The organism is Pseudoalteromonas sp. NC201 (assembly GCF_002850255.1).
GTDB lineage: Bacteria > Pseudomonadota > Gammaproteobacteria > Enterobacterales > Alteromonadaceae > Pseudoalteromonas.
The window spans coordinates 2,088,933-2,113,976 of record NZ_CP022522.1 but is presented as its reverse complement, the minus strand read 5'-3'; the positions used below and the strand labels follow the sequence as shown (position 1 = coordinate 2,113,976).

The 25,044-nt window shown below is 44.4% G+C and carries 18 protein-coding genes and 1 tRNA gene; 12 read left to right on the top strand and 7 right to left on the bottom strand.

From position 1 onward, the window contains the following. Positions 1 to 5: 5 nt before the first annotated feature. Positions 6 to 3,122: an efflux RND transporter permease subunit gene (locus tag PNC201_RS08895; protein ID WP_102056834.1), complete on the top strand. Its 3,117-nt coding sequence runs from the start codon at positions 6 to 8 to the stop codon at positions 3,120 to 3,122. 160 nt (positions 3,123 to 3,282) lie between these two features. Next, positions 3,283 to 4,164: a patatin-like phospholipase family protein gene (locus PNC201_RS08890; RefSeq protein ID WP_102056833.1), complete on the top strand. Its 882-nt coding sequence runs from the start codon at positions 3,283 to 3,285 to the stop codon at positions 4,162 to 4,164. A 288-nt stretch (positions 4,165 to 4,452) separates the two neighbouring features. On the opposite strand, the gene PNC201_RS08880 is transcribed toward PNC201_RS08890, so the two are convergent. Further along, positions 4,453 to 5,283 (bottom strand): CvfB family protein, encoded by an 831-nt coding sequence (locus PNC201_RS08880; RefSeq protein ID WP_010604803.1) that lies wholly within the window; start codon positions 5,281 to 5,283, stop codon positions 4,453 to 4,455. Positions 5,284 to 5,285: 2 nt separating this feature from the next. Next, positions 5,286 to 6,617: a DEAD/DEAH box helicase gene (locus PNC201_RS08875; RefSeq protein ID WP_102056831.1), complete on the bottom strand. Its 1,332-nt coding sequence runs from the start codon at positions 6,615 to 6,617 to the stop codon at positions 5,286 to 5,288. A gap of 208 nt (positions 6,618 to 6,825) precedes the next feature. Between PNC201_RS08875 and trhO the strand changes: the two genes are divergently transcribed. From trhO to PNC201_RS08830, 9 genes are all read left to right on the top strand, one after another. Beyond that, the gene (gene trhO, locus PNC201_RS08870; protein ID WP_095729392.1) at positions 6,826 to 7,809 is read left to right on the top strand and encodes an oxygen-dependent tRNA uridine(34) hydroxylase TrhO; all 984 of its coding nucleotides are present in this window, start codon (positions 6,826 to 6,828) and stop codon (positions 7,807 to 7,809) included. Between the two features lie 302 nt (positions 7,810 to 8,111). Beyond that, positions 8,112 to 9,494 carry an NAD-dependent succinate-semialdehyde dehydrogenase gene (locus tag PNC201_RS08865; RefSeq protein ID WP_102056830.1) on the top strand — a complete coding sequence of 461 codons (1,383 nt, stop codon included), beginning with the start codon at positions 8,112 to 8,114 and terminating at the stop codon, positions 9,492 to 9,494. Positions 9,495 to 9,601: 107 nt separating this feature from the next. After that, positions 9,602 to 10,612 carry an L-threonylcarbamoyladenylate synthase gene (locus PNC201_RS08860; RefSeq protein WP_102056829.1) on the top strand — a complete coding sequence of 337 codons (1,011 nt, stop codon included), beginning with the start codon at positions 9,602 to 9,604 and terminating at the stop codon, positions 10,610 to 10,612. Between the two features lie 198 nt (positions 10,613 to 10,810). Beyond that, positions 10,811 to 11,848 (top strand): efflux RND transporter periplasmic adaptor subunit, encoded by a 1,038-nt coding sequence (locus PNC201_RS08855; RefSeq protein WP_102056828.1) that lies wholly within the window; start codon positions 10,811 to 10,813, stop codon positions 11,846 to 11,848. Positions 11,849 to 11,893: 45 nt separating this feature from the next. After that, a complete protein-coding gene (locus tag PNC201_RS08850) occupies positions 11,894 to 14,944 on the top strand; it encodes an efflux RND transporter permease subunit (protein WP_172439979.1) in 3,051 nt (1,016 codons plus the stop codon). Between the two features lie 234 nt (positions 14,945 to 15,178). Then, entirely contained in the window at positions 15,179 to 15,550 is a 372-nt protein-coding gene (locus PNC201_RS08845; RefSeq protein WP_010379077.1) for a hypothetical protein, read from the top strand. 90 nt (positions 15,551 to 15,640) lie between these two features. Further along, a tRNA-Ser gene (locus PNC201_RS08840) sits at positions 15,641 to 15,731 on the top strand. A gap of 53 nt (positions 15,732 to 15,784) precedes the next feature. Then, positions 15,785 to 16,168 (top strand): hypothetical protein, encoded by a 384-nt coding sequence (locus tag PNC201_RS08835; RefSeq protein ID WP_102056827.1) that lies wholly within the window; start codon positions 15,785 to 15,787, stop codon positions 16,166 to 16,168. Between the two features lie 119 nt (positions 16,169 to 16,287). Next, on the top strand, positions 16,288 to 16,902 hold the full coding sequence (locus PNC201_RS08830; RefSeq protein ID WP_102056826.1) for an FKBP-type peptidyl-prolyl cis-trans isomerase: 615 nt from the start codon (positions 16,288 to 16,290) through the stop codon (positions 16,900 to 16,902). 198 nt (positions 16,903 to 17,100) lie between these two features. Here the strand turns inward: PNC201_RS08830 and PNC201_RS08825 are convergent, their stop codons facing one another. From PNC201_RS08825 to asnS, 5 genes are all read right to left on the bottom strand, one after another. Continuing rightward, the gene (locus tag PNC201_RS08825; RefSeq protein ID WP_102056825.1) at positions 17,101 to 18,063 is read right to left on the bottom strand and encodes a Gfo/Idh/MocA family oxidoreductase; all 963 of its coding nucleotides are present in this window, start codon (positions 18,061 to 18,063) and stop codon (positions 17,101 to 17,103) included. Between the two features lie 10 nt (positions 18,064 to 18,073). Beyond that, positions 18,074 to 20,467, bottom strand: a complete 2,394-nt coding sequence (locus PNC201_RS08820; RefSeq protein ID WP_102056824.1) for a TOMM precursor leader peptide-binding protein — start codon at positions 20,465 to 20,467, stop codon at positions 18,074 to 18,076. A 70-nt stretch (positions 20,468 to 20,537) separates the two neighbouring features. After that, positions 20,538 to 20,903, bottom strand: a complete 366-nt coding sequence (locus PNC201_RS08815) for a hypothetical protein (protein ID WP_233525151.1) — start codon at positions 20,901 to 20,903, stop codon at positions 20,538 to 20,540. A 552-nt stretch (positions 20,904 to 21,455) separates the two neighbouring features. Beyond that, positions 21,456 to 22,466 (bottom strand): heme-binding protein, encoded by a 1,011-nt coding sequence (locus PNC201_RS08810; protein ID WP_010604792.1) that lies wholly within the window; start codon positions 22,464 to 22,466, stop codon positions 21,456 to 21,458. Between the two features lie 279 nt (positions 22,467 to 22,745). Continuing rightward, the gene (gene asnS, locus PNC201_RS08805; RefSeq protein WP_102056823.1) at positions 22,746 to 24,143 is read right to left on the bottom strand and encodes an asparagine--tRNA ligase; all 1,398 of its coding nucleotides are present in this window, start codon (positions 24,141 to 24,143) and stop codon (positions 22,746 to 22,748) included. Between the two features lie 228 nt (positions 24,144 to 24,371). Here asnS and PNC201_RS08800 point away from each other — a divergent pair, with 228 nt between their 5' ends. Further along, complete coding sequence (locus PNC201_RS08800) at positions 24,372 to 24,806, top strand: AAA family ATPase (RefSeq protein ID WP_026000942.1); 435 nt, start codon at positions 24,372 to 24,374, stop codon at positions 24,804 to 24,806. Positions 24,807 to 25,044 lie beyond the last annotated feature (238 nt).

The window sequence follows — 25,044 nt, the reverse complement described above, 5'->3', positions numbered from 1 at the left end:
GGGTGATGTTAAGAGCCAGTGTAAATCACGCCATTTTAGTTGCTGTCACGGTATTGATCTGTTCGATATTGGGTATTGTTGCGGCGTTTAAAATTCCGGTGCAAATGATCCCAGATCTTGAAGTAAGAACCATCACTGTGGTGACCAATTGGCCCGGTGCCACGCCACAGGATGTTGAAAAAGAAATACTTATAGAGCAAGAAAGGTATCTTCGCTCACTTGCGAATCTAACTCGCATGTCCAGTTATGCAAATACCGGTGAGGCAGAGATAGAGCTTGAGTTTCCATTTGGTGTCGACGTCAACGAAGCGCTCATAAACGTGAGTAATGCGTTATCTCAAGTGCCAAATTATCCTGAAAACGTTGACCAGCCGGTGTTATACAGCAGCGCGTTTTCGAGCAATGCCTTTATGTTTTTTAATCTAAAGCCACAACCGGGAAATCCACGCAATCTTGATATCGATATGCTTCGTGATTATGCCGAAGACTTTATTCGCCCAGAAATGGAGAGAGTCACTGGAGTATCTCAGGTTGGTGTGCGTGGTGGTGCACTCTATCAAGTACAAATTTTGGTAGATCAAGAACAATTGGCGAGCCGTGGAATTAGCTTAGTTGACGTTAGAAATGCAATACGCAGCCGTAACCAAGATGCCTCAGCGGGCGATATAGATAGTGGTAAACGTCGTTATTTACTGCGTATGGTCGGCCGCTTTGAGTCAGCTAAAGCGCTAGAAGAGCTGGTAGTCAGTCACCGTGCGGGCACCACAATTAAGCTTAAAGACATCGCCCAGGTAAAGCTTGATCATTATGAAGTGCGCGATATTGCCTATAACAATGGCGAGCGAGCTTTAATGCTCTCGGTGAGACGAGAAAGCGGCTCTAACGTGATGGCGATTAAAGAAGAAATGATGGAGGTAGTGGCTCGCATCAACCGTGACATGCTTGCAAGCAATGGACTACAACTGACGCTATTGAGCGATGATGTTCGTTACGTTAAAGGATCTGTTGAAAATGTTTGGACTAATTTAGCGCTAGGTGCGGTGCTTGCGACTCTGGTGATGTTTTGGTTTTTAAAGAGCCCACGCTCGACCTTTATTGGTGTGATGGGCGTTCCAATTTGTACCATCGCGGCATTTTTGGGTCTGTTGCTATTTGACAGAACGATCAACGTTATCTCCCTAGCCGGTGTCGCGTTTGCCATTGGCATGACGGTTGATAACACCATTGTTGTACTTGAAAACATAGAGCAAGCAAGACGCCGAGGTCTCGACAAACTTCAAGCAGCTATTACCGGTGTTCAAGAGGTATGGCCTGCGGTGCTCGCTTCAACCCTAACGACAGTGTTGGTATTCGCACCCATTTTGTTTATTCAGCAAGAAGCCGGACAGCTTTATTCCGATGTTGCAATTGCGATTTCTGGAGCAATCATCGCTTCTATGTTGGTAGCCTTGTTTGTGGTGCCTGCGGCAAATGCAAATTTTGCCTGTAAGGAGATCTCCAGTGGCATGTTGTCTACGCCTAAACTGCCAACGTTTATTCCGGCGATGTTATCAAGTTCACGTGCTCGCATAGTGTGTATTGTATTCGGTAGTGTGTTGTTACTCGGTAGTGCGTGGTTATTTATGCCTAAAGCCGAATATTTGCCAGAGGGAGAGGAGCCAAAAGCGTTCTCTATGATGATAGCGCCTCCGGGCTATAACCTCAGCCATATGCGAAAAATTGGTGATGAACTACTTCCTTATTTAAATAAGCATTTGGAAAACGATGACAGCGATTTTGTATCGGGTAACACGTCGTTGCCACCTTTAAAGTATTATTCGATGTCTGTTGGTGTTGGTAGCATTTGGCTATTGAGTGAACCATACAACCGTGAATACATCGATGAAATGATGGAGGCAATCACGACCAAGTTTAGAAGCTACCCAGGAATGCGTGCATTTTCTTCACGAGGCTCGATTATCTCAAGTAATGATGGCGGTTCAAGAGCGGTCGCTTTAGATATTAGCGGTACAGATCAAACGGCGCTCTACCGGGCGGCAGATGCAGTGTACCGGTTAGCGGGGGAGGTCTTTGATAATCCACAAGTGGATTCTGCACCATCTTCTCTGACACTCGACCAACCGTTAATAGAGATTCAACCAAGATGGCAACGGCTGGCTGAAGTGGGTATGAGTGCTGACGAACTCGGCTATACGGTCGCAGTCCTGAGTGACGGCGCTTATGTTGATGAGTTGATTTTAGACGATGACAAAGTCGACGTCTTTTTATTTTCTGAGTCGGGTAATCAGCAAAGTCTTTCGCAATTAGCGCAATCTCCAGTTGTAACCAAAGCTGGACTGATCCCGTTGAGCGCTTTGGCCGATCTACGAGAAAAAGCAGACAGTGATAGTTTGCGCCGAGTTGATGGTCGTAGAACCGTGACTGTATATATTATTCCTCCAAGAAATGTTGCCCTAGAGGAAGCGCAGGAATTAGTAAGAATGGAATTACTACCGCAGCTTCATAGGCAGGGCGATCTGCTTCCTGGTGTCAATGTGAGTATAGGTGGTGCTGCCGATCAACTAGACAAAACCAAAGAAGCGCTGGGCAGTAATTTTATCGTTGCATTAGCACTGTGTTACTTATTACTTGTCGCTATCTTCAAGCATTGGGGCTACCCGCTATTTATCATGGCAACAGTGCCGCTTGGCATGGCAGGGGGCTTACTTGGACTAATTGCTATTAATGGCATTGGTAGCATAACAGGCACTTTCCACCAGCCTTTTGACATGATCACCATGCTTGGCTTTTTAATCTTGTTAGGGACCGTGGTTAATAACCCTATTCTGATTGTGGATCAAAGCCGCAGAAACCTTGAGAGTACCGCGATGAGTGTTTACGAGGCGGTGATCTCAGCACTACAAACGCGATTAAAACCGATTGTGATGTCAACGATGACAACCCTATGCGGTCTTGCGCCATTAGTGTTCATTCCAGGAGAAGGATCTGAACTTTATCGAGGCGTTGGCATGATAGTGCTTTGTGGTATTGCTATGGCAACTATCGTCACACTCACCATTTTACCCGCGCTATTAGTCAGCTTTTTAAAACGACCAGTAGAGAGTTCCGTAAGCAAACTCTAACCATATATTAATCACGCTGTGGATATTATGAATGCCTTGCTTGAACAACGCTGTTCTGCAGGGCATTTTTATTGCTAAGTGGTATGAAAGCTTGAATTTCGGGTTTTTGCCCACAGTAAAATAAGATGCGTACAGGTTGATATAATAAAAAGAGCACAACATGACAACTAACATACGCTCTGCAATTATCGCTGAGGGTGGAGGTCAAAAAGGCATTTTTACAGCGGGCGTGCTTGATGCTTTTCTTGAGAAAAAATTTACGCCTTTTGATTTAAAAGTGGGTGTCTCAGCGGGTGCACAAAACCTCGCAGCCTATTGTGCTCGCGCAAGTCAATATGCGCAAACTGCTATCGAATCTCTGACGACGGAGCAGCAGTTTTTCCGTCCCGCGCGATTTTTTACCGGTGGTAATGTCATTGACTTGGATTGGTATTTTCAACAAGTAGAGCACAGCGGCAAAGTACGGTTTCCAACTGAGCCTAACCACCTCACGCCGGAAAGTAACTTTTATGCGGTTGCAAGTCACTTAGACTCGCTTGAGCCACATTATTTGCATACATGGCACGATAACATGTTTACCCATTTAAAGGCTTCTAGTGCGATCCCTTTTTTATATCGTCCAGGCGTTAAAGTTGCGGGTCACGGAATGATGGATGGAGGCGTGGCCGATCCTTTACCCGTGCGCTGGGCACACAGTCAAGGGGCAAAGACGATTTGGGTGATCAGAACCATTGAGGCACATGACGATGGCAAAATGCCAGTGCTTGAGCGCTTAAAGCCAATCATGCGGCGCGTTAATCAATCTCCTCGAATGTTTGAAATGTATCATCACTATCAAAGTCGCTATGCCGATGCGGTGAACTTTATGAATTCACCACCAGAAGATGTTAACATCATTCAAATAGCGCCCAATAGACCACTGGAATCTATGATTTTAGGCTCAAGCCCTGAGACCTTAAAGTCTGATTATAAATTGGGGTTTGAGCTGGGATTAAAAGCGGTAGATAAATGGCGTGATATGCTTGAAGTCAGTGTAATGTAACAAGCAAGTCTCAGGTTGAGACTTGCTAAGTAACCTGAGCTGCGGATAATTAATGCCTTTCTAGCAGCCAGTTTTAGCGCTAACCGCGTTGAATTCACTTCCAATAGCCAGCTATTGGTGCGTAAATTCTCCTTGCCTACAGGATGTAGGTACCTTAGCGAGAGCAGGACGCGGAAGCGGTGTTTTCCCTAAAACTCTCTGGCTAGAAAAGGAAAAACTAAGTTGTTCTTTAGAAACAATGAGTTGGAACATTCCTTATCCAAACCTCAGGTTAAGTATTATGTGCGTTTAAGACTTGCGAATTGAAATAGAATTCGCTTCGATATCAATTCGGCCATCTTTGAATAAACCACCGATGGCTTTTTTAAAGTTAGCTTTAGAGGTAGAGAAAGTACGCTTGATGGCGTCAGGATCTGATTTATCGCCTAGCGGTAAATAGCCGCCGCTTTCTTCGAGTTTGCTATAAATGATTTCCGCAAGGTCTTTAACCTTACCTATACCTGGCTTTTCTAACACGATATCAATCTTATCTTCGTCATGAACCGCTTTTACAAAGCCCTTCATGCGCTGACCAATATACATGCGCTTAAACACATCATTGAAAAAGACCAATCCAAAGTGTTTTTCATTGACGATCACTTTATAGCCAAGATCGGTTTTTGCCGCGACGATTAGATCTACTTCTTCGAATTTTTCGTACTCGGCTTTTGATTTACTCAAAAATTTACCCAGCGCACTAGACGCACAAATACGCTTACTGGCGTTGTCTAGGTAAAGCCTAACCAAATAGCTATAGCCGTCGCGCATTTTCGGTTTTTGTTCATTGAAAGGCGCTAACACGTCTTTTTCAATACCCAAATCCATAAAAGCACCAACCTTATTGATCTCTTTTACGCGCAGCAGAGCAAACTCACCGACTTGTGCAAGTGGCTTTTTGGTTGTTGCCGTTGCGTGTCCCAAGTTATCTAAATAGATAAATACTTCAACAGAGTCACCTTCTTCGGTGTGCTTTGGCACCTCTGCTCGAGGAAGAAACACGTCACCAAGCTCACCACCGTTTAAATAAGCCCCTTCAGCGGTAAGCTCTTCAATGGTTAACATTTTGATTTGACCTAACATGATTATTCCTCGTCAGTTTGTGGTTTTGGTTTGCGACGCATCGGCATAGTACCGTCAATATCAATCGGTGGCGGGACCACTTTTCTCGGTTGTGACTTTTTCACCGGCTTTTTCTTAGGTTTACTTGTTTGCTTTGGCGCAGACTCTGCAGGGCGATTTTTACTCTGCTGTGGTTTTTGCTTAAGTCCTTTGAATTTACCAACAAGACCAGAGACTTCTTCAAAACGTAGTGGCTCATCAAGATAGTTTTTGATTGCCACATAGCTATCCCAATCTTTGGGGCCAACAAATGAAATCGCAGTGCCTTTAAATCCGGCACGTCCTGTACGACCGATACGGTGGACATATTCTTCTGCCTGCTTAGGCAAGTCAAAATTCATAACATGGGTAACGGAGAGCAAATCGAGACCACGAGAGGCAACGTCTGTGGTAACCAGCACTTTATAAATCCCACGGCTGAAGCTTTCCATAATGTCTAACCGCTTATTTTGCGGCATATCGCCCGACAACGATACCGCTTTAATCGACATCTCATTTAACAGTTTGCTTAATCGGTCTGTGTCGCCACGAGTTGCGGTAAAGATAATGCACTGTCCTACGTCATCTTGTGTGATGAAGTGCTTAAGCAGCGCTTCTTTATGATCTAAATGATCGGCAAAGTAGAGCGCTTGCTTAATGTCTTCATGCTGCTGGTGGGCATTGCTCAACATAATGCGCTTTGGCGATTTAAGTAATTGACGTGACGATGCTTCAACTTGAGTATGGTCTAGTGTGGCTGAAAATAGCAGCGTTTGTCTTTGGCGGTGATCCGCAGAATCATTAATGACGTCCAACTGTTTTTCAAAGCCAAGGTCAAACATACGATCTGCTTCATCAAAAATAAGCAGTTCAAGACCGCCTAAAAATAATGAACGATTTTCAACGTGATCGGCAATACGACCAGGAGTACCCACCACAAAATGCGGGTCGCGGCGTAGCGCTTTTACCTGATCATTGTAGTTTTCACCACCCAAAATCTTACAGACTTGAATATTAGTGCCAGCACACAGTGCACGACACTCAGAGAATACTTGAGTCGCGAGTTCACGAGTTGGAGCTACGATAACAACGCGAGGATCGCGTTTACTCAGCGCTTTTTGTTTCATTACACGCTGTACGGCAGGCAGCAAGAAGGCTAGGGTTTTGCCAGAGCCTGTTTTAGACTGCGCAAAAACATCGTGGCCAGCTAGAGCCGTTGGGATGGCATGCGCTTGGATCTCGGTCGGTTCCGTGATCCCTTGGTGAGCCAATTGTTGTTCTAGGCGCGTATCTATCCCAAGTTCAGTGAATCTCAAGTCAATTTCTCCAAGTCTTGAATTTTAAAAACACGAGATTATACCAAAGCATAGACGCTATCGGATATAGAATTTGTGTTTTTTGCATTTTAATCAAAAATCCGTAAAATACGCGCCTCAGCGCCGGGTTTGCGACTCGGTTTTCGTGCTTTACACATCGTCATGCTTAATGTGTAAGCTAATCAAAGCTTAAATCTAGGAAAATACAATGTCAGAACAATACGTTGTTTGTGCTATGTACAAGTTTGTCTCTTTACCTAACTATCAAGAGATAAGACAGCCACTTCACGATGTGATGGAAGCGAATGAAGTTCGCGGTACGTTATTACTTGCCGAAGAAGGTATCAATGGTACCGTTGCCGGTAAACGTGAAGGCATTGACGCGCTACTTGCATGGTTAGACAAACAACCGGGCCTTGATAACATCGTTTATAAAGAGTCGTTCGATGAAACTTGCCCTTTCTACCGCACTAAAGTAAAGCTTAAGAAAGAAATCGTGACCATGGGTGTACAAGGTATAGACCCAAAAGAAGTGGTTGGTACGTACGTAAAACCACAAGATTGGAATGCATTGATTTCAGACCCTGACGTTGTACTCGTTGATACGCGTAACGACTATGAAATCGAGATCGGTACGTTCAAAAATGCCATCGATCCTAAAACCAAGACTTTCCGTGAATTCCCTGAGTGGGCGCAAAATAACTTAAACCCAGAAAAACACAAAAAAGTGGCGATGTTCTGTACTGGCGGGATCCGCTGTGAAAAATCGACAGCGTATATGAAAGAGCAAGGCTTCGAAGAGGTTTATCACTTGGAAGGCGGCATTCTAAAATACTTAGAAGACGTGCCAAAAGAAGAAACCATGTGGGAAGGCGAGTGTTTTGTGTTTGATAACCGTGTTGCTGTCGATCATGATTTAAACAAAGGGTCTTATGATCAATGTCATGCTTGTCGTATGCCAATCACGGAAGCAGAGAAACAACTCGAAGAATATATGGAAGGGGTGTCTTGTCACCACTGCCACAAAGACTTAACAGAAGAGCAAGTTGCACGATTTGCTGAGCGCCAAAAGCAAATTGAACTGGCGAAGCTACGCGGCGAAGGTCATATCGGTCATGAAGCACAGGATGCTATTCGTAAGCGTAAAGAAGAAAAGCTAGCGCAAAAAGAAGCGCAACGTCAAAAGCGCTAAAGGTGCATTGTATTAAGAATACATAACAAGGGGACCGGATGGTCCCTTTTCTCAGCTAAACTTTCATTGCAAGCTATTTGCGCAAGCGCCATTCGCTCTGCAAACTTTTCATATTAGGTGTGTAGCCTTTTCTAATTCACGTATTCAAATTCTTTTAAATCTAATTCTGAAATTAAATTAATTCATAATAATCAATGGGATATTCATTGTTCTCAGATTGGTGCCTTCCTTGCTTATTCAAAGGCTATCGCTGTAAATCTAAAAATTGATTTACGCCGTTAAATTTTTGAAGGAGCTTTATGATGTCAAATACGGTAACCACAATTAATCCTGCGACAGAGCAACCCGTTAATGAATATACGTTAATGAGCTTGGACGAGGCGCAAAAGTCGGTGGACTTAGCCAATGACTGTTATTCATTTTGGAAGAAAACCACATTTACACAAAGAGCACAAAAGCTAAACAGGCTTGCTGATTTAATTGAGCAAAATAAATCCAAGTTAGTCTCACTGATGACCGAGGAAATGGGCAAAGTGACGGAGCAGGGTGAACAGGAAGTTTCCTTGTGTGCTGAAATTTGCCGATATACCGCTGAGCATGGCGAAAAAGAATTACAGGACGAGCATCGGGTATTTGAGCAGGGACATGCCATTATCACTTATCAACCAATAGGCGTGATCTTAGGAATACAACCTTGGAACTTTCCGCTTTATCAGGTTATCAGATACAGTGTTTCGAACGTGATGGCGGGTAATACCACGGTAATGAAACATGCCTCAAATGTATTTGGTATGGCTAAATTAATTGAAGAGCTGTATTTAGAAGCCGGTTTTCCAAAAGGTTGCTATCAATCACTGTTAATTGATGGTGAGACAGCAAGCGAGTTGATAAAGAATCCATATATTCGTGGTGTTACGTTTACCGGAAGCGATAAAGTAGGTAAACAAGTTGCCAAACAAGCTGCTGAGCTTTCTAAAAAAACCGTCCTAGAGCTAGGTAGTAACGATGCCTTTGTGGTGCTGGCAGATGCTGATATTAATAAAGCGGTGTCCGCGTGTATTCAAGGTCGTATTGTCAACAATGGTGAAACCTGCGTTGCCGCGAAGCGCTTTATTATCGTTGATGAAATTTATGACCAATTTAGAGAGGCTTTTGTGGCTGGGTTTAAGCAGCTTAAGGTGGGAGATCCAACCGCAGCAGACACCGACTTAGGTCCTATGGCGCGTAAAGATTTACGTGATGAATTACACCAACAAGTTGAAGCGTCCGTTAAGGCGGGAGCGACTTGTCCACTTGGTGGAGAAATTCCAAAGCAACAGGGGTTTTATTATCCTGTCACCATTTTGGAAGACGTCAAACCCGGTATGCCGGCTTATGATGATGAACTCTTTGGCCCTGTGGCGTCGCTAATTCGTGTGAATGATGAGGCTGAGGCAATGATGGTAGCCAATGATTCACGCTATGGTTTAGGTGGCGGCATTTTTTCTGAAGACATCCAACGTGCCACAGAGCTTGCTATCAAGGAATTTGATACTGGCATGGTGAATATCAACGGTTATTCGCTGGCACAACCAAATTTGCCGTTTGGAGGTGTTAAAGACAGTGGCTATGGTAGAGAGCATGGTGGCTTTGGGATCAAAGAGTTTGTTAACGTGAAAACCGTAATGGTCGCAAGCGCTGAATAACGCAAACCGTTCTTGATGTTAGTTTTTACGCTGGAGCCAGTAATACTGGCTCTTTGTATTTTAAATTGGTTATAATTCGCGTCCATTTTTTACACTGAGAAAGACACGTGGGCGAAGCAAGCTTAACAACCTTACATTTATTGGCAACCGATCCAAGCGCAGTGGCGCAAGCGGCTGAACTTGCACGTGATGGTCACCTTGTTGCGGTTCCAACAGAAACCGTTTACGGCTTAGCAGCAGATGCAAGGCAACTCGATGCGGTAAAAAAAATCTTTGCAGCAAAAGGACGCCCAGCTGATCACCCGCTAATCGTACACCTCGCTGACAAGTCTTTGGTCACTGAGTGGGTGGAAACATTGCCAGACTATTTTGACGCTTTAGCAGATGCTTTTTGGCCGGGACCACTGACGATCGTTGCCAAAAAGCAAGCACATGTGAGCGATGTAGTCACAGGCGGCCACCCAACCGTGGGTATACGTGTGCCAAATCATCCTGCAATGCTAGCATTATTGCAGCACATTAACTCCGGACTTGCTGCGCCCTCTGCCAATCCTTACAAAAAAATTAGTCCAACCACCGCCGAGCAAGTGTTGTTTGGATTGTCTGGCAAGGTAGCAGCTGTGTTAGACGGCGGTCCGTGTGAAGTAGGACTTGAGTCAACGATCCTCGATGTATCTTCAGACACACCGAGGATCTTGCGAGCAGGCCCTATTACTAAAGCTGCACTTGAAGCGGTGCTCAATATTGAAGTGGATGAGCCTGATGTGCACACTGTAGCCGTCCCTGGTAACGTAAAAGCCCATTATCAACCAAGCAAACCGCTTACCCTGTTGTCAACGGAAGAGTTAGTTGCTCGCCTAAGCGGCCAGTGCGAAGCGAATACCGGTGTGTTGTATTATTCATCGCAAATTGAGCGAATGATCTCTGAGAATTCAGCAAACAACGAGCTGGTGGATCTCAAACTTGGTGCTGACAAAGCCAAGTATGCGCAGGGCCTTTATCACGGGTTACATCAATTGGACCAATCAAGTGCAACCGAGATTTTGTTGGAAGCACCACCAACGGCGCCCGAGTGGCGCGATGTTAATGACAGACTGATGCGCGCGGCCGCACAATAGTCATTATTTGGCGTGGTAGTCTATCGCGCCTAACTCTGCCTCAATCTTTACATAACTTTACCTTACTTTACATGGGCTTAGCTTGCCTTTAAAACGCTGCAAGGCATACTGCATCTTATCGCACTTATCCTGTGTGTTATCGAATAGTTTATCTTGATGTGAGTGATTAACTGTTACACTCAAATATAGCTAAGAACAATGGAAATTATTAAGGTTAATATGTGTAAAGTAACGCGCTTGGTGGTTTTTACGGCCACTATGCTGATAACCAATGCCGCTTTGGCGAAACCTTCGCAAGTGATTGCAGAGCCTATTCAATTTGAAAGCAGTAGCCAGCAAATTCAGGCAGTAGGTAATGCTGAAGCTATTCAATCGGTTATTTTGTATCCCGCGATTGGTGATAGGGTGACTGCGGTACATTTTAAACCGGGCGATCAGGTTAAAGCGGGTACTTTGCTATTGGAGCTAGACTCACGCCGCCAAAAAGCGGCGCTTGAAGAAGCTAAAATTCGTCTTGCAGATGCGCAGCGCACCGTCGACCGCCTAACTGATAGCCAAAAGCGCGGCGCTGTTCCAATTAATGAATTAGATAAAGCGGTAACGGACAGAGACTTAGCAAAGGTCGCCTTGATCCAAGCTAAGAATGAATTAGAAGACCGCCAAGTGATCGCCCCTTTTTCTGGCGTAATGGGACTCACCGACGTTGAGGTTGGAGATCGCATTACCACCCAAACCGCGATTGCGAGTATCGATAACTTTGATAAGTTGTATGTTCAATTTGCGGCACCGGAATCGGCGTATGGCATGCTTAAATCGACCGATAGCGTGCTGCTGACACCTTGGAATGATAATTCAACACGGATCGACGCAAAGATAGCGCAAATGGACTCTAGAATAGACCCAACAGCCCGCACACTAAAAATCAAAGCCATCTTTGAAAACCGCAATGACCGTTTTTTGCCTGGAATGAGCTTTAGAGTATCGTTAAAGGTATTGGGTGAAGAGTTTGCCGTTATTCCTGAAGCCGCACTGCTTTGGGGCGCAACAGGTCCTTATGTATGGAAAGAAGTAGATGGCAAAGCTAAGCGTATTGATGTCAAAATCCAACAGCGGTTGCCGGGTAAATTGCTGGTATCAGGCGATTTGGCTGCAAGAGAGTTATTAGTTGTAGAAGGGGTGCAACGTCTTCGTCCTGGGCAAGAAATTGCGGTGACGAATGCACTGGCGAAGGAATAAATCGTGACTAAACCGGAGTTACCACAGCTACAAGATTTACCGTCGATGGCCATTCGCCGTCCGGTATTAATCGTTGTATTAAATTTATTGATTATTATTGCAGGTATTGCTGCTCTTGCCGGCGTTGAAGTTCGTGAACTGCCCGATGTAGATAGGCCGCGTTTAACGGTGTCCGCATCGTTTCCTGGGGGCTCGCCTGAGACTGTCGACACCGAAGTAACGAGTAAGTTAGAAGGGGCTGTTGCGCGTGTCAGTGGTGTAAAAAGCATTCGTGCACAAAGTGAAGAGAATAATGCACGGATTGTTGTTGAATTTCGTCCGGGCATTAACCTAGACGATGCAGCAAACGAAACACGCGAATCCGTTTCTCGAGTACAAAGAGAGTTACCTGAAGAAGTTGAACGGGTGTCCATTATAAAAGCGGATAATGATGCAGAAGCCGTGGTGTCTTTAACTGTAAGTAGTGCCTCTTTGACACTTGAAGGATTGACCGAGCGAGTAGAAAAAGACTTAGCGCCGCAGTTTTTAACTATTCCAGGCGTTGCCGATGTGCGCCTGAACGGTGATAGAGAGCGAGTGCTGCGCGTAAGACTTGATCCGTTAAAACTGACAAGCTTTAATCTAACCGTTCCGGATGTTGCTGCGGCGCTTAGACAAGCCCCGTTTGATGTACCTGCAGGCAGTTTAAAGTCAGACGATCAACAGCTGATTGTCCGTGCCGATGCCACCTCAGTAACCGCTGAGCAGGTGAGTGATATCATCATTCGTGGTGAGACTCGGGTGGGGGATATTGCCTCTGTGTATTTTGGGCCGGCTGATCCTCGCTCTATGGTGAGGCTTGACGGAGAGCCTGTAATTGGGCTTGAGATCATTCGCCAAGCACAGTCCAATACCATTGAAATCTCAGATGAAGTTCTGCAGCTCGTTGATAAGATAAAAGTACGCTTTCCAGATCTGGAGCTATTCGTCACCTCCGATGATGCACAGTTTATTCGCTCATCCGTAGATGAAGTCTTGAGCTCTTTGGTGATAACCATATTGCTGGTGGTATTCACGCTTTGGGTATTTATCGGCTCGTGGCGTGCGACACTTATTCCTGCTTTTGCAATCCCGGTCGCGCTTATCGGCTCTTTGGCGCTGATCTGGGCGCTTGGCTTCTCTGTTAATATTTTAACCTTGCTAGCACTTGTGTTGGCCACTGGACTTATCGTCGATGATGCGATTGTTGTTAGTGAGAATATTCAGCGTCGTCGTGGCGAAGGGATAGGTCGTCGCGCCGCGGCGGTACTTGGGACAAGAGAAGTCTTCTTTGCTGTAGTCGCGACAACCGCAGTACTTGCTGCGGTATTCGTACCGATTGCCTTTTTACCCTCGACTGCGGGCCGATTGTTCAGGGAGTTTGGTGGCGTGTTAGCTGGTGCCGTGATTATTTCTTCATTTGTGGCACTGTCATTGGTGCCAGCATTAACATCTAAGTTAAAAGTAAAGCAAGATAGCAAAAAGCATCTATTTTCGAGTATTGGTGTGAAACTCGCAGAAATGTATCGCGGTACGATCCACTGGGTACTTGACCATGCATGGCTAACCTTTGGTGTATTTGTGGTTATTGCGAGCTTATCTGGTGCGCTCTATTCGCAATTGGATAATGAGCTTTTGCCATCTGAAGACAGAGGTAAGATCCGGATTTTCGCAAGAGGGCCTGACGGTGTTGGCCTTAACTTTATGGACCGACAAGCCAAACAAATGGAGGACATTTTATTACCTTTTGTGGAAAGTGGAGAAATAGAGTCTATCTATACGGTTGTTGGTCAGTGGGATCCAAATATTGTATTTATCACTGTGCCATTAAAGCATTGGGATGAGCGTCATTTCTCGCAACAGGAAATTATCGATAAGATCAGAGGACCGCTTGGTAATATACCAGGTGCACCTGCTCGTGCCTTTGGTGCAAATAGCTTAAACCTAAGAGGCCAAGGTGGTGGTATCGAGCTTGCGCTACTTGGTAACGACTATTTAGAGATTTTTAAAGCAGCGCAACAATTTGCGGCTTTGGTTGAAAAAGAAATGCCAGACGTGGCTCCAGTGCAAATCTCTTATCAACCCTCACAACCTCAGCTGCGCGTAAACATTGACCGTCGAAGAGCAGAAGAGCTTGGCGTTAGTTTGAGTGATATCTCAACGACACTTAGGGCGGCCATTAATGGCGATGATGTTGCTGATTTGAATGTTGGCGATCAATCCATACCAATTATGCTGCAAGCTCAAAACCATACCATCAGAGACCCAAGTGATTTGGCTAACCTTTATGTTGGCAGCCGCTCTGGTGCATTAGTTCCGCTAAGTAGCCTTGCCGTTATTGTAGAAGAGGGCGTAGCTGCCGAGCTTGAACGCCATGCGCAGCGTCGTAGTATCGAGCTGGATATGAAACAGCCAGAAGACATGCCTATGGCAGAAGTGGTTGAAAAATTACGAACGCTAGCAGATCAGAGTTTACCCGACAGCGTGACGCTGGCGTTTAAAGGGGAAGCGTTAACGTTTGAAGAAACGGCCAACGAAGTGTTACTTACCTACGTGCTGGCATTCTTAATTGTATTGCTCGTACTTGCTGCACAATTTGAAAGCGTGAATAGTGCCGTTGTAGTTATGATCACAGTTCCGTTTGGGATCACTTCCGCCATATTGGCGCTGTATCTTACTGGTACTTCGCTAAACATATATTCGCAAATCGGCTTAGTGATGTTGATTGGTTTAATTGCTAAAAATGCCATCTTGTTAGTTGAGTTCGCTGATCAGTTACGTGACAAAGGACGGTCAGTAAGACAAGCCGTTGAAGAAGCGGCAGTGATCCGTTTGCGTCCTATCATGATGACTTTGGTGTCCACATTGCTTGGTGCTTTACCGTTGATTTTATCGGTAGGCGCAGGTGCTGAGTCGAGAAATGCGATCGGCTGGGTCGTATTTGGCGGTTTAGGCTTGGCAGTATTCTTTACGCTTTACCTCACACCTGTCGTTTATCTCGGTTTAGCGAGATTTACAAAACCGAGGGCGGATGAAACCAAATTATTAGTGGATGAACTTGATAAAGCTGAAAGTTAAATTCCACGGGTAAAAATAAAGTAAGGTGAGCGCAGCAATAGCTGCGCTTTTTTTATACAGCGATTAATGTTGTGGTAACACATTCTTTGATACTTTTTGTTGAACTTTTCATTATTTAAACTGTCACAACCGATGTGGTTGTTTTATAGCCAGTATGTTTGCTACTCTAAGACAGTAAATCCTGTTTTCTATAACAATAATAAAAATAACAAGCTAATTGAAAGAAGATGTGTCATGGGTAATTTATTTTTAAAAGAACGGGAAAATTGGACCGCCTGGATTATTTGGAGCTTGATAGGATGCACGGCAACCGTTGCATTATCGAGTTATACCAGTGAGATATGGATGGGGCTATTAGCGCCTATTTTGGTATTAGGATTACTAACAACATGGATGAGTTACACCAAGCGATTTGATTTTTCCAGAGCATTCAAAGTGCTTAGTACCGTTGTGTTGTTTTCATCTATTCCGGTTATCATTGAAAAAGTGCTGCCTGCAAAAAACGCAGTCATCGGTATGATTGATTCGGGGATCATCGTGATTGCAATGGTTATCGCCAGTTGTATTTTTGCTTACATTGCCAAAAGGCCAAAGCAATATTATTGATTATTCGGCTATTATTTGCGCTTTTGAATGCAAAAATCGAAATAGTGCTTTACAACCGATGGATAACTCCATAAAATGCGCGCCAACAACGGAGAGATGGCTGAGTGGTTGAAAGCACCGGTCTTGAAAACCGGCATACGTTAATAGCGTATCTAGGGTTCAAATCCCTATCTCTCCGCCACCTCATTCCCAAAACCGCCTCCAAATGGCGGTTTTTTTCGTTTGGAGGCGTGTATGTCTGCGGCTAGTAACATGGCAATAATAAAACATAGTTCTATTTGGATTGTATTTAGTTATTTTTATCTTAGCGGCCTAAACATGGCGCTAACGTTGTCGATTGATTCGCAACAAGACCCTGATATTTCGATGACGCTGCTGCATGTTTTTTTATTCAATTGCCTCGTTGGTCATCTGATCACTAAATATGAAAAATCCTGGCCAGAAATCGCCAGTGTGGTTATTGCATTATTTGGTGTGGTTGGATTTGGACACTACTTTGTTGGTAGCTTGGGAGAGTACAGTGATGAGCTTAATATAGGCCTTGTATTATTGCTGCCATTTGCAACCTTTGTAATGAAAAAACTCAAACAATATGCCGAAGAGAAAGCCGCTAGCTAGCGGTTTTTTTGTGTCCGACGAATAGCTCGACTGCTTGATAATCAAGCAGCTCCGGTATCTTGCCTATTTTGGCTGTGATACAATCTAAGGTTCTTGTTAATAAAAAATATGGAAAGACTATGTCTCAATTCAACACAGACGCAGATAAAGCGAGCTACGGTATTGGTTTACAAATGGGTGAGCAACTTAAAGCAAACCCTTTTGAAGGTCTAAACCTTAACTCTGTATTCGAAGGTATGAAAGACGCTTATGCTGGTGACAGCTTCCGCGTTGAGATCCCTGAAATTCAAGCAGCATTTGAGAAGATCAATGCTGAAATCCAACAGCGTCGTGAAGAAGAAGCGAAAGTATTAGCAGCTGAAGGTGTTGCATTTCTAGAAGAAAATGCAAAGCGTGCTGAAGTAACAGTAACTGAGTCTGGTCTTCAGTATGAAGTAGTTGAAACTGGCGAAGGTGATAAGCCTGTTGAAGATTCAAAAGTACGTGTTCATTACCACGGTACTCTAATCAACGGTACGACATTTGACAGCTCTTACGAGCGCGGTCAACCAGCTGAATTCTCAGTAAATGGCGTGATCAAAGGTTGGACTGAAGCACTTCAAATGATGCCAGCAGGTTCTAAATGGCGTCTATACGTGCCGCATGAGCTTGCATACGGCGAGCGTGGTGCAGGTGCTGCAATCGCACCTTTCTCAACGTTGATCTTTGACGTTGAACTACTAGACGTACTTTAAGTCTATGCTTTGAGTGGATCTGTTCGATCCACTCTATTATTCCATTTAGCGTTAATACTCCCTCAAATTGAGCGACTAAATAACAAAAACTTTTACCTTGCCGACACAGACGTCGCTACCTTGCCCACAGCTGTGCTATCGCCTCAAAATGGGTCACTGAGCTACGCTAGCTGTTATTACTTTTTCGACATATTTTCTTTAACCCGCCTCATTGCTTCCATTCAATACTAAATACACATTCTCCCAAAGCTTTGATAATGCAATTAGGTAGTCAGGCGTTTGAAAATGGGGACAGTCGCTGTCGCCATAGATAACGGCTTTAAGTTGTTCAAGTACGGCTAAGTTGGCTTTATCGCGCAATGTCATTATTTCATTCACCGTAAACGCATGTTGCTCCAGCAGGTAGTGGCTTCGCCACTCTTTACTAGACATAGTGATAGGTGATGGTAACCAAGTTAACGGACCATAAGTATCGCTTAGCAGTAATGTGCCATGGTTAAATATGGCTGAGACTCTATGATTGATAAATGTTGCTGAACCATCATCAAACTCAGACGCAAAGTTTTGACAAAGCAGCGAAATGGACATCTCCCCGCGTTGTAGCAAAATACTAACAAACGCGCTCGAAGTAGCCTTCGGTTGAATGGCTACTGTCACATCAACTTCGTCGGTAAACAGACGACAAATTAAATCCAGTCCCGAATACAGTGTCCTGAGGTTAACGGCGATGTCTAGATGCATACATTGGCCTTGTGCTGCGGCACTGAAGTAGCTGTCATAGAAAGAACGAATAGGGTACAGATCGGCGAAATGGGCGTTTACCCAGAATCTAACGCCATTAGCTTTGGCTACTGCTAGTACCTCTGTCATCGAGGCCTGCCCAATTGGGTGCTCACAAATTACATGAATATGCTTTTTTAATAGGGCGGTGGCAATCTCAATACCGGCATCGCCAGCGATAGCCACACAAGCAATATCCACTTGTTGGTTTGTTATCTGTTCTACATCGGTGTAATGTGGCACCGCAAAGGACTGAGCGTAATGAGTTGAGCGAAGGCTACCTGTTGACAATATGCCACTGAGCATCAATCCCGTATTTTGAAATTGTAATGCCCGAATATAAGTAGCACCGTAATTTGTTCCGCATACTAAAACTTTCATAGCTGAGTCCTTATGCAATGGGGTGTGGATACAAGTTAACCGCACGGCCAGCCAAGAGTTTATGCAATCTTGGGTTGTCAGTGCGCTTGAATTGTTCACCAAAATGAATAGGCTGCATATTAACGCCAACGGCTCGAGCCACTCTAAATGGACTTAATGCAACGTCGGAGGCAGTGACATCAACAATGGCAATATCAACCCCTGCTTTGGTAATGCGCTGTCTTAGATCTGCGGCTCCCTCAAGTGTAGGATAAGGCCAACATGATAGCGGTTTAGATTCAGATGCAGGCTGTCTCATAAAGTTAAAGGTGGATAAGTGCGCGTTAGAGAAATAAAACGCGGCATGATCTTCTAACGTCCTGACCTGTTCTACGGTTTGTGGAGCTTTATGCCCACTCTGCATTAGGCTGCAAAGATAGGGCATAACATGACCTTGCTCTAATAATGCTTTGGTGACAGCCACATTGATGTTGTCATGGGTTGCTAATGAAACTGATACCGCAGGCGTGGTGATGCCATCGCCTAGACCAAGGCAAACCACCGTTGGGATATGGATGCCGACGTCAAGAAGGTATAATTCTAGTGCTATGCCTCGCTGCGTTATCGATTCGACCATGAGCTTCAACTTACCAGTTAGCAAAGAGTCGGCATCTAATCTAGTGCAAGGGAGTTGGGCGTACCAAGTAAGCATCATCGCATCTCTTTCAATGAGTTCGAAGCAAGCTCTGATAGCGGCATCTTCGTTATCTTTACCTGCCGCTAAGCCATTGGAAGAAACTTGACTGAATTGCTCTTCATAAGGGCAACTAAAATTAAAGTAGCTCACTAATGCGGGTACCCAAGTAGCGCGACTTGTGCCAATCCAATTGCCTTCAACCCAATGAATTTTTTGTTTGCTTCGCCATTTGCTAAAGGGAAACTCAGGTGTTGCATACTGCTCGGGAGAATAGAGGACCAGATCTGCTGGGTTTACATAGTCTCCTTGAAGTTGATTTACCGTGGCATAACGACAGTTACGAATATCGTATCTCGCTGCTGAATAACGTTCAAGCGCTTCACCCACGGCACTAATATGAGCTGAAAGCGAGTCTAATCCTTTGCCTGAACCAACTTGGCCTTGTGTTCTCGGATCAAACTGACCACTTGTAAAACTACTTAGGCTTGCAGATGCGGTGACAGGGAGTTCAGGCAAGTGGGGGGCATGGCCCGTTAGTTGTTTTATCACGCCAAATTCAGGGTCAACCCAACCTCGCATCATTGTTTTAAATTGTTCAACTGTCTGTAATTCAGAAATGGCTGGTAAGGTGTTATTGCTAGCAGAGATATCTTGTTCGCTAGGGCCAGAGCATACTGGGCATTCAGGCACTGGAATAATAGGGTGGAGCGAGCTTTCTCCACTAACCAAATTGGTTGTTCTGGTAGTATTTTGCAGCACAGATTGCGTGTACTGTAACAAAATGGTTTGTATATCAGTTGCAGCCTGCATTGCGATTGATGCTGACATACTACTTAAAATTGAATGGGCTCGAGCGCCGGAATGTGCTTTATTCGTGATCTCATCAATCTTGTGTGCAGTTTGCGGATTTATTGCGGTGCCAAGTTTTCGCAGCCGTAAACAGTTCCAGCATCCACCACCTTGATTGGTAACATATGGACCTACATGCCCGGTTAGTCCATCAATGGAGACGTAAAAAGTAGGTAGTGCAAGCGTAGCTAAATGCGTGGCGATGTTGGTATGCGCACTGAGCGAGTCCGATGGTAGAGAAATAACAACCAGATCCCAGTTTTGAAGAATAACTTCATCTAATGAGGAGTTCAGTTCGGCAGTTTGTGCACTAACTTCTGAGTGAACAAAGCGTTGCTTTAGGTAGTCTGTGAATGCGTCGATCGTTGTAGTATTACTTGGTAGGTGATTAACTGCATGATGATAATAGCCACTTTGGTTAGTACAATTATTATTATCAAGAATATGAATATACCCCACGCCAGCATTCAACAGCTCTTCTAGCATAGGCATTGCCCAAGGCGTTAACCCTATGCACAGAATTCGGTTATTTTTGAGTGTTCGAGGGTCACGCTTTGCCTCATTTTGCCACGCGTTATTAAAGCGGTATTGTTCAGGCCAAGGAGCTGAAGTTGAGTCGATAATAACGCGTTCAATGAGGCCTTTTTGCTCCAATAGGCGCAATAATTGCTCAACACTAGCGCTAGAGTATTGCGTTATTTGTGATGCAATCTCATCGAGGCCAAAGTCACCATTTAATAAAGGAATAATGTCGTCAACAAAAGTACTTATGTCTTTTCCGTGGAGTTGAAAGTCTCCAAGGTCAGAGCGTAACAATACTCCCTCATCGTTAGGTAAGATACTTGCGGCAGGTGATAGCCTTATTTTATCTTTATTCATATGCATCCTCTGTAAGTTATGGAAGCCCCGATAAAGAGGCTTCGCTAATGTCTTTATCCTTGAACTGCACTCAACATACAGCAATAGATTGGACCTGGTGTACAGGTATAACATTGGTATGTTGGGTTACTTCCGGCACACAATTGTGCACCTTGAAAGTGATTAACTGAGGGTTGACACAACACACACTGTGTCGGCTGGCAAGTAACACACTGCGGTTGACATAAAACACATTGTGTTGGTTGGCAAGTAACACACTGCGGCTGACATAAAACACATTGTGTTGGTTGGCAAGGAACGCACTGCGGTTGACATAAAACACATTGTGTTGGCTGGCAAGTAACACACTGCGGTTGACATAAAACACATTGTGTTGGTTGGCAAGTAACGCACTGCGGTTGACATAAAACACATTGTGTTGGCTGGCAAGTAACACACTGCGCAGGCTGACAGGTTACACAGAACGAAACGATGCAAGGAACACACTGTATGCTTTGTGCGCATTGAGCGCTAGCGCCCCCTGAAGGTTGACACTGTAGACATTGCAGTGATGCAGATTCTGGCGTAGCTGTTGGCTGACAGTGAAAGCAGCAGTTACAGAAATTGACAACACAAGGGAGGCAGTTTGTACAAGGCGAGCATGGAGTACATGGAGTGCAAGGAGTGCAAGGAGTACATAAATAGCAAGGACTGCACGTAAGGGCGCAAGCGTCGCATTTACGTACTCCCTCTGCTTGCTGCTCAGAATATTGCTTTTCTAATTCTTTAACTTTTGAACTTAGCTCTGTGAGCTGAACCTGAAGATCTTTAACGTCATTACTCATTTTCAAATCCTTTATGACCAAAGTCATGGCTTTAGATTGATGTTTGGTGCCGGGCGATAGACACCGCTAAATTCGCCATGGCAAATAACAACAAGGTTGAGACCTGACTAACTACACTGTAGATATCAACTTATATTTTGAACCTAAGCGAAATCCTAGTATCGCTATCCCACCTTAAACAGGGTGTTTGCAGTAATGTGGGGAAACAGTAGTTTGCTGTTTTTGGTGTTGTTAAACTGTAGCGAAATATTCTGTGTGTATTGCAGTTGCAACGCGCCACTGGATAACCTTTCTATCCAGTAAGTGGTAGAAAAGTTTGGAACGTCTACATGGTTTTTACAAAATGGGATACTTGAAACTAATCCATCATTGTCACTGTTAACGGTCAAAATATCCGTTTTAGTGATAGGGTTATATGCTTGGTTAACTAGCAATTGTTGTTCTAACACGATATTCGGATTGATATTTGGATTACTCGGTGAGTTTTCTCCATACAAACCCGCAATGGCAGTACCTGCCTTAGTTTCTGGTTGCGGCAGCGTGTTGGCAATGGGAATTTCTGGACGACCATCGACAAAGTGATGATTTCCAAGTGCTAAAATTGAGTTACCGTGTGGAATTGAAACCTGTTTGACTATCGCATGCTCTGGATTTTGTATTGGCACGTTTGCTCCACCTGAAGGAGCGGGGATATAAGGAGGGCGGTTGTATTTACCTGAACCTTGATTGGTGGTGGCTAAATTGAGCCAAGTGCCATTTTCAGCATGCACAAGTTGGTCTTTCTTGTCACCGTCGGCAAAAAATACACGTTGCTCATAAAAGATCGTATAACTATTTTGTTGATAATCGCCACCTCGATTTACTACTTTTCCTTGTGTGGCGCTAAAGGTGATCACCTCGTAGTAAGGGAAATTAAATAGTATAACCCCTTCTGGAGCAGTTTCTTGCGGCAGCGGCATGACGTTAAATCCCGCAAAACGAGCGCTTGCCCAAGTGCCGATGAGATCTGCCAATGGCCCAAGTGCGCTGAGGGTTTCTGGCTGGCTATTTCCTCCTCCTGTTGCGAGTAAAGGTATATTGTAATCTGGGACAAAACCTTGCTTGTTAGGTTGCAGTGCAGCTTGTAGGTGATCTGCTGTGGCTTTTGCTTGCTGATTGGTGACAGTATTAAACATAAAAAACTCCCTTTAAAAGGTTTGTTAATAAAGTGTTTTCGGTGTTTAATTTAAGTATGGTTATGCAAATTAATCGATTACATCACATTACATTAAGGGCTGTGTTGTGCATTCGAATGCTTAGGCGTTTGAATTGGTAGGGTTCTTTGAACTCGGGTGAGCGCTATGTTGGTACAACTATAGTAAAGTGCTGACGTTATCATGAGAGCTCTCTAAACGCACAATGCAAAACGCTCCCATAAAAGGGAGCGTTTTTAGCAAAGCTGAGTTTGTGACGTTTTAGTAAGTCGCGCTGCCTTTAGTACGAGGGAAGGCAATAACGTCACGTACGTTGCCCATGCCAGTAACATAAGCAACCAAGCGCTCAAAGCCAAGACCAAAGCCTGAGTGAGGCACTGTTCCATACTTACGTAGGTCGCGGTACCAGCTGTAATCTTCTTTGTTTAAGCCCATCTCTTCAAGACGCGCATCTAGCACATCTAAACGCTCTTCACGCTGTGAGCCACCAATGATTTCACCAATACCAGGCGCAACGACGTCCATAGCTGCAACGGTTTTACCGTCTTCGTTTTGGCGCATGTAGAATGCTTTGATATCACGAGGGTAGTTTTTGATAACCACTGGTGCGTTAAAGTGTACTTCAGCAAGGTAACGTTCGTGTTCTGATTGTAAGTCGACACCCCACTCAACAGCGAATTCAAACTCTTTATCACATGCTTTTAGAATTTCGATAGCGTCTGTGTAATCTACCTGAGCAAAGTCTTTATCGATGAATGATTCTAGGCGAGTAATGGCATCTTTTTCGATGCGCTGTGCAAAAAATTCCATATCATCACGACGTTCGTCAAGTACTGCTTTAAACACATACTTCAACATGTCCTCAGCGAGCGCTGCGATGTCGTTAAGGTCGGCGAATGCCACTTCAGGCTCAACCATCCAAAATTCTGCTAAGTGACGAGAAGTGTTTGAGTTTTCAGCACGGAATGTTGGACCAAAAGTATAGATTTTTGAAAGGGCACTCGCGTATGTTTCGCCGTTAAGCTGACCCGATACGGTCAAGAATGCTTCTTTACCAAAAAAGTCTTCTGAATAGTCTACATCGCCTTTGTCTGTGCGTGGTAGGTTGTTCATATCAAGTGTAGATACACGGAACATCTCGCCTGCGCCTTCACAGTCACTTGCGGTAATGATAGGCGTGCTGATCCACTGGTAGCCACGCTCATGATAAAAACGGTGAATAGCTTGTGCAAGACAGTTACGTACACGCGTAACCGCGCCCATAACATTAGTGCGAGGGCGAAGGTGCGCATGTTCGCGTAAGTATTCAATACTGTGGCGTTTTGCAGCCATTGGGTATGAATCTGGATTCTCAACCCAGCCTAATACCTCAACGCTGTTCGCTTGGATCTCAAAAGATTGACCTTGACCTTGTGATTGTACAAGCACACCAGTCACCGCTACTGAACACCCAGCAGTAAGACGAGTCACTTCGTCATAATTATTCAGCGAATTAGGGACTACGGCTTGAATAGGGTCAAAACAAGAACCGTCATGAACGGCTAGAAATGAAATACCTGCTTTTGAATCACGTCGTGTACGGATCCAGCCTTTTACTGTTACTTGGCTGTCAACCGCAACGGTGCCTGCTAGTAGCTCCGTTATCGCTGTGTGGCTCATCTTTACTCCAAATGATTTATTTTTTATTTGTAAATTAAAAGACAGAGTGTCTTATCGTCATGTAAGCCGTATCTTACCTGCGATGGACAAATAAAAAAACACTGAAATGCAAAAAACTGGGCTGAAAAGAATGAGTAAAAGCCATGAAAAAACAGTCGGACTGTGGCATTATGAATGTTCGATGATAAAAATAGCTTTATTAATACTAACAGTGACGTTCAAAACTCGATGAAACAAGTTTTTATTTTGAGGGGTCTACCTGGCTCTGGAAAATCGCATTATGCGCAAACGCTAGCCGACGACCTAGTCTCCGGCGATGAAACACAGTATTTTATCTGTTCAACCGATGATTATTTTCTTAATGAAAACGGCGAGTATCATTTTGAAAAACAACGCCTTTCAGAATATCACAACTTAAACTTAGCCCGGTTTATTAACGCCTTAGCTGAAGGTATCCCTTTGGTCGTTGTTGATAACACCAATATCAAGAAATGGGAGTTTGTTGCTTATGCGTCAGCTGCTGTGGCAATGGGTTATCAAGTGAAAGAAGTCATTGTCGGTGAAATTAAAGATAAATCCCTACAGCACTTATATGCCAAGCGTAATAGCCATGGCATTGGCTTGAAAACAATTTCAAAAATGGCCCACCTTTTCGAATGGTGATCAAGCATAGGGTAGAGTAACCCTAACAACGCTCGCGCATGTAAAACAGGGTAGTATCATATCCGATCTTACAGTTAAAAAGAGCGGGTTTAGACTTCACCTTAGAGCAAACAAGAGACGGTCGTCAATGTTAGCCTTATTCTACATAGCGGCCGTTTAGTCAGCTCATTCCTGCTCCAAAACAAGCTAAAAAATTTTGCTCAAAGAGCTAACAACACCGTTTGCGTCTTGCTGTAAA